This is a genomic window from Methylovorus glucosotrophus, from assembly GCF_009858335.1.
Lineage (GTDB): Bacteria > Pseudomonadota > Gammaproteobacteria > Burkholderiales > Methylophilaceae > Methylovorus > Methylovorus glucosotrophus.
Map to the genome: position 1 here is coordinate 512,612 of NZ_VMSE01000001.1, position 12,935 is coordinate 525,546.

The following is a 12,935-nucleotide window of genomic DNA, read 5'->3' on the forward strand; positions in this document are numbered from 1 at the left end:
CATGGAACAACTCAATATTAGCTGTGAGACCAGCCCACATTTTATCGGTGCCTGGAAGCTGGATGACGTATCCTTGTGTGATGAGCTCATCCGTTTTTTTGAGGAGCACCAGGACAGGCAGCGCCAGGGTGTCACGCTGGAAGGTTTTGATCCGAATATCAAAAACTCGCTGGATATGTCCATTGCTCCGGCGGATATCAATACACCCAGCCATCGCTGCATCAAGGCGTATATTGCTCAGCTCTATGCGTGCTATACCGCTTACGCCAAGCAGTGGCCTTTTCTGGAGAAGACCTTTCCCGTGCTGGATATTGGCCGATTCAATATCCAGAAATACAATCCGGGCGGCCATTTTGCCCATGTGCACAGCGAGCGCACGGACATTGCCTCTTTGCACAGGCTGTTTGCCTTCATGACGTATCTCAACGATGATTTTGAGGATGGCCACACCCACTTTGTGCATCAGCAACTCAGAATCAAACCTGAAAAAGGCAAAACCCTGATCTGGCCAGCCGAGTGGACGCATGCGCATGCTGGCGAAGTGGTTTCCCAGGGTTCGAAATACATCGTCACAGGCTGGTTGCTATTGCCTCATTGAGCTGATTTTTCGCAAAAATATTCATGACCATCAAATCTCTTATCCGTACTATCCCCGACTACCCCAAGCCGGGCATCCAGTTTCGTGATATCACCACGCTGCTGAAAGATGCCGAGGGCTTGCGGCTGACCATAGACCAGTTGTCGGCGCGCTATCGTGACCAGGCCATAGCCAAGGTGGTGGGCATTGAGTCGCGTGGCTTTATTGTCGGCGCAGCGCTGGCGTATCAGCTGGGCGTGGGCTTTGTGCCGGTGCGCAAGCGCGGCAAGCTGCCGGGCGAGGTGCTGGGGCATGACTATGCGCTGGAATATGGCACCGACCGCGTGGAAATTCATACCGATGCGATTGCGCCGGGTGAACGGGTTCTGCTGGTGGATGATCTGATTGCCACGGGTGGCACCGCCGAGGCGGCGGTGATGCTGATACGGCAGCTGGGCGGCGAAGTGACCGAATGTGCGTTTATTGTCGACCTGCCGGATCTGGGTGGGATGAAACGATTGGCCGCGCTGGGCCTCAAAGCTTATGCACTGTGCGAATTTGAGGGCGACTGATTTTGGGGAGAGCCAAGCTGTTGCCATTCACCCGCTGGTATAGTTCGATTCCACTTAACTTTTAGCCTGTCACTAGCCCATGTCTTCTTTTAAAATTCCGGTATCGGCCCTGATCGTGATTCATACGCCGGATTTGCAGGTGCTGCTGATGGAGCGCGCCGACAAGGTGGGTTATTGGCAATCGGTGACGGGCAGTGTGGAACGTCTGCCCGATGGCACGCTGGAAGCGCCGTTTGATGCGGCCATACGCGAGGTGGCGGAAGAAACCGGACTGGATGCCCGGCAGTATGCATTCAGCGACTGGCAGGCATCGAATGTGTACGAAATCTACCCGCACTGGCGTTATCGCTATGCGCCGGGGGTAACGGAGAATACCGAGCATGTGTTCGGCCTTGAGTTGCCTGCCCCATTGCCGGTGCAGCTGGCGCCGGATGAGCACGTCCGCTATGAGTGGGTGGACTGGCGCGAGGCCGCCAAAAAAGTATTTTCATGGACCAATGTCGAAGCCCTGCGCATGCTGGGCTTGCGCTACAACCAGCAGCTGTAAAACATGACAGTGATTAAATGGATGCTGATTCTTGTTTTTACGATGGTTGCCGCAATGTTTATTGCAATAGCAGCTTCGGGTAGTTTTCCATCACTCACAGTAATGGCGGTGGTTGGACTGCTATATCTTGGATTTATTTTTTTGATAGTACCGCTCGGGCGTCCGGATAATACTGCGTCACTGATCATGCGCTTTCATTGTTTATTGGCCTTGGCGATTGCTATGTTTGCTACCTTTGTTGCCATGGGGGGCACATGCCTTGCCTCTATGGATTACCCATTCTTCAGCGGCCAGGGGCTTTATCAACTGGTGATGGGTTTATGCAATAGCGGTTACCGTTATGCTGCGGCCGTTATACTTTATGGATTATGTTTTTATTTGTTATTGGCCGGTTATAAAAAAACACGTCGTGTTGTAACTCAGCCAACAGCTACCTAATCATCGGAATAATTTTATGCAAGTTGCATCCATCAAATTTGAACGCTACCAACATGCCGCCGAGGATGATTGCCAGGAACGCATTCTGGCGGCCAAGGCCAAGCTGGGCAAACGCCTGGTGATCCTGGGTCACCATTACCAGCAGGAAAGCGTTTACCGCCATGCCGATTACACCGGTGACTCGCTCAAGCTGTCGCGGTTTGCCGCGCAGACGGATGCGGAGTACATCGTGTTCCTGGGCGTGCATTTCATGGCCGAGGTGGCGGATATTCTGTCGCGTCCTGAGCAGATCGCGATTCTGCCTGACCTGGCGGCTGGCTGCTCCATGGCCGATATGGCCAACCTCGCCAAGGTTGAGCGTTCGCGCCGCGAGCTGGCCAAGGTGCTGGATTTTGATGCCACCATTACGCCAGTCACCTACATCAACTCCGCAGCTGACCTCAAAGCTTTTTGCGGCGAGCACGGCGGCATCGTCTGCACCTCGACCAATGCGCCCAAGATTCTGGAATGGGCGTTTGCCCAGCGCGAAAAGGTCCTGTTCTTCCCGGATCAGAACCTGGGTCGCTGGAGCGGGTACAAGATGGGCATCCCCCTGGAGCAAATGCCAGTGTGGGATCCGGACCAGCCCATGGGCGGCCTCACCGAAGAGCAGATCAAGAATGCCAAGATTCTTCTGTGGAAAGGCCACTGCGCCGTGCACCAGATGTTCCGCGAACAGAACATCACCCGTTTCCGCGCCGAGCATCCGGATGGCTTTGTCATCTCGCACCCCGAGTCGCCGTTTGAGGTGTGCCTGAATTCTGACTATGTCGGCTCTACCGAATATATCCTCAAGACCGTCTCCGAAGCGCCTGCGGGCACCAAGTGGCTGGTGGGTACCGAGCTGAATCTGGTGAACCGCCTGGCCGAGCAGATGAAGCCTGAAGGCAAGCTGGTGCAATTCATGTCGCACGTGATCTGCGAGTGCTCGACCATGGCGCGCATAGACCCGCAACATCTGGCCTGGACGCTGGAAAACCTGGCGGATGGCACTGTGGTCAACCGCATCAGCGTGCCGCCACACGAGGCTGAGCTGGCCAAGCTCACGCTGCAACGCATGCTGGATGCCTCATAAGCGAGGAACCTTGATGCCGATTCAGCGTCGCACCTTGCGTGTTCACTTAATCGGGATTCCATGCTGCCCACGCTGCGCGTAGCCACATTCAATATTCACAAAGGGCTGACGAGCTTCAACGCGCGTCTGGCCCTGCACGATCAGCGCGAGATGATCCGCAACCTGCAGGCCGACGTGGTGTTTTTGCAGGAAGTGCAGGATGAGCACCATGGCAACGGCCTGCGCTTCAAGCACTGGCCCGCTGCCGGGCAAACGCATTTTCTGGCGGATGCCTGCGGCCCCAACTACGCCTATGGCAAAAACGCGGTTTACCCCGGCGGCCATCATGGCAATGCGGTGCTGTCGCGGTTTCCCATCCTGCAATCCACCACCCATGATATTTCTGCGCATGAAATCGAGCAGCGCGGCCTGCTGCATTGTGAAATCGCGATAGAAGGCTGGCCGCAAACCCTGCATTGCATCTGCGTGCATCTTGGCCTGCTGGCGCGCTGGCGTTTCAAGCAGTTTGGCGCCCTGCGTGATTACATCCACGCGGTGATTCCGGAAGATGCCCCGCTGGTGATCGCGGGTGATTTTAACGACTGGCGGCTCTCGGCCGGGCATCAGGTGATGGATGGGCTGAACATGCGCGAAGTGTTTGAGCATGCCCATGGCAAACCCGCGCGCAGCTTTCCTTCCATGTTTCCGCTATTCCGGCTGGACCGCATCTATGTACGCGGCTTCAATATTCATAGCGCGCATGTGCACGGTGGCCCCCGCACTGCACTCACCTCCGACCACGCCGCTCTTTCTGCCGTGCTGGAAAAGCGATGAGACCGCGCTACAGCCGGGGTAACGATATACGCCTGCTGCGCAATGGCACGGAATATTTCCCCGCGCTGTTGCAAGCGCTGGATAGCGCGCGTTACGAGATTTTCCTCGAAACCTATATTTACGAGATGGACGACATCGGCCAGCAGGTGACCGCATCGCTGATGCATGCGGCCGCCCGCGGCGTGCAGGTGCATCTGCTGCTGGATGGGTATGGCTCGCGATCTTTCCCGGAAAACACCCGCGAGCAACTGGAGCAGGCAGGCGTGCAGGTGCTGTTTTACCGCCCCAGGATTTCACCGTGGACCTTCAAGCGCAACCGCCTTCGACGCCTGCACCGCAAGCTGGTCACGGTAGATGCGCAAGTGGCTTTTGTCGGCGGCATCAACATCATTGACGACATGGACGTGCCGGGCAACATGGGTCCGCGCATTGATTATGCCGTGCGGGTGCAAGGCCCGCTGCTGCCCGAAATACAGCTGCGCGTAGAGCGCCTGTGGCGGCGCATCGCCTGGATGCACCTGCAAGTGCGCTATGCTTCCACGGTGGATGGCGATACCAAACCCGGCATCACCGGCAACGTACGCGCCGCCTTTGTCATTCGCGATAACGTGTTGCACCGGCGCGATATCGAGCGCATGTACCTGCAAGCCATCGGCCGCGCGCGCGATGACATCATCATCGCCAATGCCTACTTTTTGCCCGGCCGCCGCTTTCGCCGCGCCCTCATCGCCGCCGCCCAGCGCGGCGTGCGTGTGCGGCTGCTGCTGCAAGGGCGGCTCGAATACGTCTTCATGACCGCCACCCACGCCATCTATCACCAGTTGCTGGATAGCGGCATCGAGATTTACGAATACCGCAAAAGCTTCATGCACAGCAAAGTCGCTGTGGTCGATAGCAAATGGGCCACCGTCGGCTCCTCCAACATCGACCCATTCAGCCTTCTGCTCGCGCGCGAGGCCAATGTCGCCGTCATGGACAACGGCTTTGCCCTCACCCTCAAGCACGATCTGGAGCTGGCGATTCAAGAAGGCGCCGTGCAAGTACGCCCACAAGAATGGCAGCGCGGCCACTTCATCCGCCGCGGCTTCTCCTGGCTGGTCTTCGGCGCTGTCCGTTTCATCCTCGGCCTCATCGGCTACGGCAATCAGCACTAGGTTTTAGCGTGGGCAATGTCACGCCGCGGTTTGCCCTCGCCGCCGCAAGCCCTTATAATTCAAGCCCTGCATTCCTCATGCAGTTCTTTCAAGTGCCGGTGTAGCTCAGTTGGTAGAGCAGCTCATTCGTAATGAGAAGGTCGTAGGTTCGACTCCTATCTCCGGCACCATTTCCCCCAAACGATCTAAAGCTGCGCACGAAGGGTGAGCCGGTAGTTCCCTACGGCGGTAGACGTGATTCCTTATCCCTCGGATGAGGAATCAGAGCGTAGCCCGGCGAATCGAGTGCGTGAGTCGCAGTCTCAAAACCGCTTCCCAAACCAGCCACAACCTTACGCCGGAAGTTGATACAGCCAGGAGAAGAAAAAAGCGCCCATGAGGCGCTTTTTTTATAGGGGCTAAGGCGGTGCTTGGTGCCGGGAGCGTAGCCCGGCGCGAAGCGCCGCCTAAATTTATATTACGGACACAATACAACCAAGACACGCTTCATAGAATACAAATCACGCGGCCAAAATTTGGAATTGGCTGATTGGCCTTATTGGTCAATCATTGGGCCCTGGATGGTATGCTGGCACATACAAACCATAACTGAGGCGAAAGCACTATGAAAGTTTGGTCTTCTAGGCTGCTTGCGATTTATACGTTCGCGGCGTTGCTTCCTGCTACAGTGTTCCTTGCTGCAGGCTTAATCTTCTTTGTAGGAGCTATTGCAGCCATTTTCGATAACAAATTTATCTTGCTAAATGGCGGCATAGATTACGAATTCCTCTATCTCACACTAAGCTATCCCACTGGCCTTTTTGCAATTTGGCAATTTTGGGCGTTCGCCATTGCGACCATCCGAGAAGAGCAAGTGTTGTTCTCTTGGCGGCTACGATTGGCAATTCTCTTTGGATGTATATCGGCTATAGGTGTGATTTTGATTGCTGGTTTGAATGCATTCGTATTTATTGTGCTGCCAGTCTGTGTTCTGTTAGGCTTGCTTATGCGTATCCAATATCGTCGCATCGAACCAGCAATGTCGGTTAACGCATAATATGCAATTCGAGTCCCAAGTATATAGGATATTGTTTGTATTTTTAGTTTTCTCTTTTATTATCATATCGTTGGCTTTTACCTTCCAGCCTGATTGGGCTTAGAAACTTCTTAAAAAGACACCTAAACATATTGACGGTATGTTTGGCGGTACTGCTCAGTTTCATTTCGGCTTTACCCTCGTAAACAGTGGCTTGTAGCCGTTTGTTTCATAGCTATCTCCACAGTTATTCAATGTTATTCCACTCCTGTTTTCTCCGGGTTTTCAAAGTCGTTTTTTTATCCTATACAAGATAACGTGCGGTGCGGATTTATATTGCAAAAACAATACAACGCCGCCTTATATTACTTGTCGAACAGACAGATGGATCGAAACCATGCTGACGATGCATCGAATGTAAATTTTTTGACCTGTCCGCTACGTAAGAACAGACTTTATTCACATCATTATAAATTTAATAAAACACATGATGGACACGAGGAGTGCTTGAATATGGACAAGAGAAACGAGAGCTTGCCTGCACGCCATGGGTGGCGGTGGCATATGGTGGTTGCGATTGTATTACTGCTTGTTCTGGTTTTTATCGTGCTGGGATTCGTATTGGTGATAGACCCGAACTGGGCATATGAACATGCCTAGGGTATTAAATGAAAAAAGCAAAAAGCCCCTTTCGGAGCTTTATTGTTAGAACCACCACAACTTTAGTGTAAACATAATTCCCAACACCACGATCACCAAGGTAATGAGTGCTGAGCCTAACCAGTCTGGATTTTTCTGATTCAAGGCGGTACTTCCTTTTTATAAAGTTAAAAGGAACAGTACGCATGCAATTGAATACTACAAATTTCCTCTAGATCGTAAAGTACGGGATTTAAAAGCCGGTATTTAATGGAGCACTGCAGAGGACAGTAAACTATTTAAAATTTATCAAAACATGAGTAGCGTATCTTCAACAAGATGAAGACATTTCAAGATAAACCTTTTTGGCTGAATAAGATAGGTTTATTTTTCTTAATATTCATCCCCCCAATCCTTGTATCGTGAATCGCTCATCAGGTGATATGGAAAAATTTCTTTTATTTTCTAAGGAAGTATTTCTATGGGGGTGCCCGCTTCAACAAAAGACCAGACAATATCCATGTCTTCGTTTGTTAACGCGATGCAGCCGTTGGTCCAGTTGAATTTTTGGCTAACAGCGGATAGCCAGCTCAGCCCATTTTTCTGACCATGAATCATGATCTGGCCGCCAGTTTTTTTGTTGAGGCTGGCGGCGTTTTTTATATCTTGAGTATTTGGATATGAGATATGAATGGCTTTGTAAAAAGCGCTGTCTTCTTTCTTGTAATCCAGGATATATAGCCCCTCTGGAGTTTTCTTGTCTCCCTCCTCTATCTTGTGGCCCTTTGGGTTTCTTCCAAGCGCCACATGAAATTCTTTAACCACCTCTTCATCATTGAGCAACTGCAAGGTCTGTTTGCTTTTAAAAACTCTTACCAGGGTTACATGGCGAGTGGGGCCCATGGCTAAATCAGATGTTATCGATTGCGATGCTGTTTCAGGATAAAAAGACAGTATGCTCAAAATGATAATGATCATTCCTGCAAGCATGCAGATTAGTTTTTTGGTTGGGGAGGTCATTATGAAATCTTACTTGAATACCCCCGGAATTTATCTGAACCTTAATCTTTCAGCCAGGATCATGGTATGTAGCTGTACGCAGCTCATGATCAAAAATTATAAGTCAGCGTCAGCCTGGCGGTGCGCGGCTCCACCGGGTGAAAGTGCACATCATCCACTCCCGTCAGCGCTTCGCCTTGCAGTCGTGACGCGTAGTAGTAGTCGATATCGCTGTTTTTGCGGTTGAAGAGGTTGAATATATCCAGGGTCAGCCGGGTTTTTGCATCCACTTTATAGCCCACGCGCAGGTAGGCGATGGTGGTGGCGTTGGAGCGCACGCTGTTGTCTTCGAGCAAGGGTCTGGGGCCAAAGTAGCGCAGCTGAAAGGCGCCTGACCAGTTACCCAGCCGCGTGACCGTGGCGCCGAGCGAGGCGACCTGATTGATGGCGCCGGGGATGTAGTCACCTGCTGCATCATGCTCGGTGAAGCGGGCGTGGGTGGCGGCGAGGTCCATATCCAGCAGCAACCAATCGTTGGCGATGTAGTGGTTGTTCCATTCCACGCCCACCCGTTTGCTGGCGCGGCTGGCTTCGGTTTCCCCGGCATCGCCGACAAACACCAGCTCGGAGGCGTTATCCAGCCGCCATACTGCGAGTGAGCTTTGCAGGCCGCGGATGACTTCGGTGCGCAGCCCCAGCTCCATGCCGCGCGTGTTGACCAGCGGTGTGACGGCGCTGGTGGCGCCGCCGCCATTGGGCAGCTGGGTTTGGGTGGTGCCGCGGGCGTCGTTGCTGTGAAAGCCTTTGCCGATATTCACGAAGTATTCGGTATTGGCCCATGGCCCGAAGATCAGCGAGAGTTTGGGCGAGACCACGTCGTCATGCGCGGTGCCGGAGTTGCCCTGAATGCTGCTTTCCACATCAAAGGCATAGCTGTCATAGCGCACGCCGGTCACGCTGCGGAATTTGGGCAGCCATTGCGTGGTGTTTTCGGCGAAAAGGCCGATGCTGGCTTCTTTCACCTGATCTTCGCGGATGGTGGCAAGCCGTTGCCGTGCCACGGTGCTGTAGAGCCCTACCGGGGAGAGGCGGTCGTAACGCGTCTGCATGCCCAGCTTGTTTTGCACATCCAGCCCCGCCCATGTGCTGAACCAGGTCTGGCTGACATTAAGCCCCGCCATGCGCCGCTGCTCGCGCTGGTTGAATTGGTCGCCATTCACCGGGTCATTCAAAAAGTAAGAGAAGTTGCTGTAGAGGTCGAGCTTCGATTGCACCATATAGGCATTCACCTCAAACGCGCTTTGCTGGTTGCGCCGGTGCAAGCCGTAAGACAGGCTGTAGCGGGAAGACTCGCCGCCATCGGTGGTGTCTATTGCACCATAGCGGCTAATCAGGCCGGACGAGACGGCGCGCGCGGGTATCTGGTCGGTGGCGTTCCAGTGATTGTGGTAAGCCATCGCCGTGACGTTGAATCCATTGGCGGCATCGCCTTCGCTGTAGCGCAGCACGCCATTCACCTTGCGCAGGTTTTCCGGGCTATCCCACGGGCCATCGTTGCGGTTGATTTCCAGACCATACAGCAGCTGCCCCTGGCCTGCGGAGATGGAGTTCGCCAGCAGATAACGCCGGTATGCATTTTCCCCAATCGAAATCGAGGCCACGCCCTGCGGCAAGGTATTAGCCAGCTGCAAATGCGCCGCTCCGGCAGATGAAAAATCCCCTTCTTCAGCGTAATACGGGCCCTTGCGGTAGTGAATGCGCTCGACCAGTTCGGGAATCAGAAAATTGAGATCGGTATAGCCCTGACCATGCGCGTGCGAGCGCATGTTGACCGGCATCTCGTCTACATAGGTGGCAAAGTCGGTGCCATGGTCCAGATTGAATCCGCGCAGATAATACTGGTTGGCCTTGCCATCGCCGCAGTGCTGGCTGACGATCATGCCCGGCACAAACTCCAGTATTTCGCCGGTGCGCAGGGTAGGGCGGTTGGCGATCAATGTCGACGTCACGCTACCTTCACTGGCGGCATCCGAGGTGCCGATGGCGTTGTCGTAATGGCTGGTAATGCTGACCGGGCTTAGCGTCAGAGCTTCACTGCCATACGCCGACATAGCGCATGCCAGTGTCAGGCCGATGGTCCATATGCGACCCCATGAGGAGGCCACATATTCAGGGGGAAATGACATGCGTGGATTATTTAGATAGACACAGGCAGATTCAACCACAAACCGGCCACTTTTTTTATAAGCACGATGACGTATACCTGCATGCCGCCCTGGCAAATATGAGGAGCACCAAGCAGGTGACTAGTACCAAGCAGGTGACTAGTACCAAGCAGGTGACTAGTACCAAGGTACTATTGTGCTAACCCTGCCGATCTCTACAATGGCGCAGCATCAAGCAATACTACAAAAACAGATTAGCCAACTATGGGGAAGCCAAATGTTCAATAATTTTTTCAAGGGCCTGATTGCCAGCCTGGCCCTGCTGGCAAGTGTGGCAGCCAATGCGGCAACTGACACTTACGGTACGCTGCTGTCGGGTTCATTCACACCTTCAAGTTCGTTCGCCACCTTGACTTACAGCAATGTTGGTAACGTCTATACCTTCACTTTGACTGCAAATGACCTCAATACCCTGTTCACTACCGATGCGTTTATTGGTGCCGTGGCTGTAGATTCTGCGGTAACGCCAACCGTATCAAATGTATCAGGCGATGCGCCAGTATCGATTGCTGCTGGCGGTGGTGCTGGTGGTGGTTTTGATTTCCGCTTTGATCTGACAGGCCCCAAGAAGGCACGTTTGACTGATGGTGAAAGCGTTACCTGGACAGCCACCTTTGCTAGCGCCGTTGAGCTGAGCGCATCCTCGTTTGCGCTGCATGTGCAAGGCTTGACCAATGCACAAGGTGGTAGCGCCTGGTACACCGCCAGCCCCCCCACTGTTTCCGCCGTGCCGGAGGCTGACACCTACGCCATGATGGCACTGGGTCTGGGCCTGATGGGCTTTGTTGCCCGTCGCCGTCGCGCCTGAGATTGCTGGTAATATGAAAAAGCCCCGCTCGCGGGGCTTTTTTTATGGGCTCACATACGCGGAGTCAGGTTAGCGGTAGGCGCTGAAGCTGGCGCGGTCATGCAGAGATGCGTATCTGGTTCTTGCCGCTGCGTTTGGCCTCGTACATGGCATTGTCGGCCTCTTTCAACAGCATGTCCGGTTGCACATGACTGTTCGGCGCATAGTAGGCAAGGCCCAGGCTACAGCTGATCTGACGTGGCTCGCCGCCCAACATCACAGGGTCGCGCAGCAGGGTCAGGATTTTCTGGGCCACGCCTTCTGCGTGCTGCTTTTCCGGCATGTTTTCCAGCAGCACCACAAACTCATCTCCCGCAAAGCGGGCGACGGTATCCGTTTGCCGCGTGGCGCTGTTCAGGCGATTGGCGATTTCGCGCAGCAGCATATCGCCAGCGTCGTGGCCCAGCTCGTCGTTGATCTGCTTGAAACCATCCAGATCAATAAACATCAAGGCCATCCACTGCTGCGTGCGGTCGGCGCGGGCCAGGGCCAGCGGCAGGGCTTCGGTAAAGGCGCGGCGGTTGGGCAAGCCGGTCAGCACATCGTGCTTGGCTTCTTTTTCCAGCAGGCTTTGCAGGTGTTTGCGTTCGCTGATATCGGTGAGAAAGGCGCTGAAGATGTGCTTGCCATGCACCTCGATTTTGCTGATGCGCACCTCGACGGGAACGATATGCCCATCCTTGTGTTTGGCTTCCAGCTCCAGCCGCTTGCCAAGCACCACGGCCTCGCCGGTGTCCATATGGCGCTGCATGCCATTGAGGTGGGCTTGCTGCATATGGGGCGGGATGATGACCTGATCCAGGCGCTGGCCGATGGCTTCATGCGCCGACCAGCCAAAGGTAATTTCGGCCTGGCGGTTCCAGGCGGTGATGATGCCGGATTGATTGATGCTGACATAGGCGTCGTTGGCATTCTCGATCACCATGCTGATTTCCAGCTCGCGTTCCTTCAGCTCCTGCGCGGCCAGCGTTTGCTTGGCCATGGCAAATGACAGCATTTCATTGCTCTTGTTGAGTTCAAAGGTGCGCTGGGCCACCCGGTTTTCCAGTTCATGCTGCAACTCGTTGAGCGCCTGCTCGGCGACTTTTTTGTCGTGTATGTCTTTGACAATCGAAACAAAATACTCGAGCTCGCCACGTGTATTGATCTGTTTGGTGACGCTGAGGCTGGCCCAGCGTAGCTCGCCATCCTTGCGGATATACCGCTTTTCGATCTGGTAACGGTCTATCTTGTCTTCGGCCAATTGCTTAAGCAAATCCAGGTCGGCTGGCAGGTCATCGGGGTAGGTGATGTCCCTGAAGCTCAGCAAATGCAGTTCATCCTGGCGATAGCCCAGAAACCGGCAAAGCTCCTCATTCACACTGAGCCAGCCGCCATCGGGGGCGACCAGCGCAATGCCAATCGCCGCTTTTTCAAAGATGGTGCGGAAGCGCGCCTCGCTGGCATGCAGCACGGTTTGCGAGAGCTTGAGGTGCGACTCTGTCAGTGCCAGCGCTTCGCGCAGGCGGATTTCCTTGCTGACCAGGTCGGCAAGGCAGGTCAATATTTCCAGCTCGTGTTTGCTCAGCTCTCTGGGCTGGGCATCAATGGCGCACAGGGTACCAAGGGCATAGCCCGCCGTGGTGCGTATGGGGATGCCTGCATAGAAGCGGATATTCGGAAATTGCAGCACCATGGGATTGTCGGCAAACCGCTCATCCAGCAGGGCATCATTCACCACCATGGGCTTGGTCTGCAAGATGGCATGGGCGCAAAAAGCGACGTCACGGGGCGACTCTTCCGCCTCGACTCCAATGCGGGATTTGAACCATTGCCTGTCCGTATCCACCAGCGAAATCAGGGCGATGGGAACGTTCAGGGTCAGGGCAACCAGTTGCGTGATTCTGTCGAACACGGGCTCGGGGTCGGTATCCAGCAGCCCGAGCGCATGCAGCATGGCGATGCGTTCTGCTTCATCTGGTGGCAAGGTGGCTGATTTCATATGGCTTTCTTACT

12 protein-coding genes and 1 tRNA gene are annotated in these 12,935 nt (G+C 54.3%); 10 read left to right on the top strand and 3 right to left on the bottom strand.

Annotated elements, in window-relative coordinates:
* The first annotated feature begins 1 nt into the window (after position 1).
* The 9 genes from FNL37_RS02300 to FNL37_RS02340 all read left to right on the top strand — a co-directional run bounded on the left by FNL37_RS02300 (position 2) and on the right by FNL37_RS02340 (position 6,251).
* Positions 2-598 (top strand): 2OG-Fe(II) oxygenase, encoded by a 597-nt coding sequence (locus FNL37_RS02300; protein WP_159354993.1) that lies wholly within the window; start codon positions 2-4, stop codon positions 596-598.
* Positions 599-621: 23 nt separating this feature from the next.
* Positions 622-1,149: an adenine phosphoribosyltransferase gene (locus tag FNL37_RS02305; RefSeq protein ID WP_159354994.1), complete on the top strand. Its 528-nt coding sequence runs from the start codon at positions 622-624 to the stop codon at positions 1,147-1,149.
* A gap of 79 nt (positions 1,150-1,228) precedes the next feature.
* The gene (gene nudB, locus FNL37_RS02310; protein ID WP_159354995.1) at positions 1,229-1,696 is read left to right on the top strand and encodes a dihydroneopterin triphosphate diphosphatase; all 468 of its coding nucleotides are present in this window, start codon (positions 1,229-1,231) and stop codon (positions 1,694-1,696) included.
* A 3-nt stretch (positions 1,697-1,699) separates the two neighbouring features.
* Positions 1,700-2,134, top strand: coding sequence for a hypothetical protein (locus FNL37_RS02315; RefSeq protein ID WP_159354996.1), 435 nt, complete (start codon positions 1,700-1,702; stop codon positions 2,132-2,134).
* 16 nt (positions 2,135-2,150) lie between these two features.
* Positions 2,151-3,248, top strand: coding sequence for a quinolinate synthase NadA (nadA, locus tag FNL37_RS02320; protein WP_159354997.1), 1,098 nt, complete (start codon positions 2,151-2,153; stop codon positions 3,246-3,248).
* A gap of 60 nt (positions 3,249-3,308) precedes the next feature.
* Positions 3,309-4,061 carry an endonuclease/exonuclease/phosphatase family protein gene (locus tag FNL37_RS02325; protein WP_015830950.1) on the top strand — a complete coding sequence of 251 codons (753 nt, stop codon included), beginning with the start codon at positions 3,309-3,311 and terminating at the stop codon, positions 4,059-4,061.
* Positions 4,058-5,215 carry a cardiolipin synthase ClsB gene (gene clsB / locus FNL37_RS02330; RefSeq protein ID WP_159354998.1) on the top strand — a complete coding sequence of 386 codons (1,158 nt, stop codon included), beginning with the start codon at positions 4,058-4,060 and terminating at the stop codon, positions 5,213-5,215. The genes FNL37_RS02325 and clsB overlap by 4 nt, the downstream gene beginning before the upstream one ends.
* A gap of 94 nt (positions 5,216-5,309) precedes the next feature.
* A tRNA-Thr gene (locus FNL37_RS02335) sits at positions 5,310-5,385 on the top strand.
* Between the two features lie 434 nt (positions 5,386-5,819).
* On the top strand, positions 5,820-6,251 hold the full coding sequence (locus FNL37_RS02340) for a hypothetical protein (RefSeq protein ID WP_159354999.1): 432 nt from the start codon (positions 5,820-5,822) through the stop codon (positions 6,249-6,251).
* Positions 6,252-7,334: 1,083 nt separating this feature from the next.
* Here the strand turns inward: FNL37_RS02340 and FNL37_RS02345 are convergent.
* Positions 7,335-7,889, bottom strand: coding sequence for a L,D-transpeptidase family protein (locus FNL37_RS02345; protein WP_159355000.1), 555 nt, complete (start codon positions 7,887-7,889; stop codon positions 7,335-7,337).
* 89 nt (positions 7,890-7,978) lie between these two features.
* On the bottom strand, positions 7,979-10,054 hold the full coding sequence (locus FNL37_RS02350; RefSeq protein ID WP_425325799.1) for a TonB-dependent receptor: 2,076 nt from the start codon (positions 10,052-10,054) through the stop codon (positions 7,979-7,981).
* Between the two features lie 256 nt (positions 10,055-10,310).
* Here FNL37_RS02350 and FNL37_RS02355 point away from each other — a divergent pair, with 256 nt between their 5' ends.
* Entirely contained in the window at positions 10,311-10,901 is a 591-nt protein-coding gene (locus FNL37_RS02355; RefSeq protein WP_159355001.1) for an FxDxF family PEP-CTERM protein, read from the top strand.
* Between the two features lie 97 nt (positions 10,902-10,998).
* On the opposite strand, the gene FNL37_RS02360 is transcribed toward FNL37_RS02355, so the two are convergent.
* On the bottom strand, positions 10,999-12,921 hold the full coding sequence (locus FNL37_RS02360) for a diguanylate cyclase domain-containing protein (protein ID WP_159355002.1): 1,923 nt from the start codon (positions 12,919-12,921) through the stop codon (positions 10,999-11,001).
* Between the last annotated feature and the right edge of the window lie 14 nt (positions 12,922-12,935).

Bases quoted from the DNA above. Each gene is read 5' to 3' on its own strand.
- FNL37_RS02300 (WP_159354993.1), top strand. From the start codon at position 2: ATGGAACAACTCAATATTAGCTGTGAGACCAGCCCACATTTTATCGGT.
- FNL37_RS02305 (WP_159354994.1), top strand. From the start codon at position 622: ATGACCATCAAATCTCTTATCCGTACTATCCCCGACTACCCCAAGCCG.
- nudB (WP_159354995.1), top strand. From the start codon at position 1,229: ATGTCTTCTTTTAAAATTCCGGTATCGGCCCTGATCGTGATTCATACG.
- FNL37_RS02315 (WP_159354996.1), top strand. From the start codon at position 1,700: ATGACAGTGATTAAATGGATGCTGATTCTTGTTTTTACGATGGTTGCC.
- nadA (WP_159354997.1), top strand. From the start codon at position 2,151: ATGCAAGTTGCATCCATCAAATTTGAACGCTACCAACATGCCGCCGAG.
- FNL37_RS02325 (WP_015830950.1), top strand. From the start codon at position 3,309: ATGCTGCCCACGCTGCGCGTAGCCACATTCAATATTCACAAAGGGCTG.
- clsB (WP_159354998.1), top strand. From the start codon at position 4,058: ATGAGACCGCGCTACAGCCGGGGTAACGATATACGCCTGCTGCGCAAT.
- FNL37_RS02340 (WP_159354999.1), top strand. From the start codon at position 5,820: ATGAAAGTTTGGTCTTCTAGGCTGCTTGCGATTTATACGTTCGCGGCG.
- FNL37_RS02345 (WP_159355000.1), bottom strand. From the start codon at position 7,889: ATGACCTCCCCAACCAAAAAACTAATCTGCATGCTTGCAGGAATGATC.
- FNL37_RS02350 (WP_425325799.1), bottom strand. From the start codon at position 10,054: ATGTCATTTCCCCCTGAATATGTGGCCTCCTCATGGGGTCGCATATGG.
- FNL37_RS02355 (WP_159355001.1), top strand. From the start codon at position 10,311: ATGTTCAATAATTTTTTCAAGGGCCTGATTGCCAGCCTGGCCCTGCTG.
- FNL37_RS02360 (WP_159355002.1), bottom strand. From the start codon at position 12,921: ATGAAATCAGCCACCTTGCCACCAGATGAAGCAGAACGCATCGCCATG.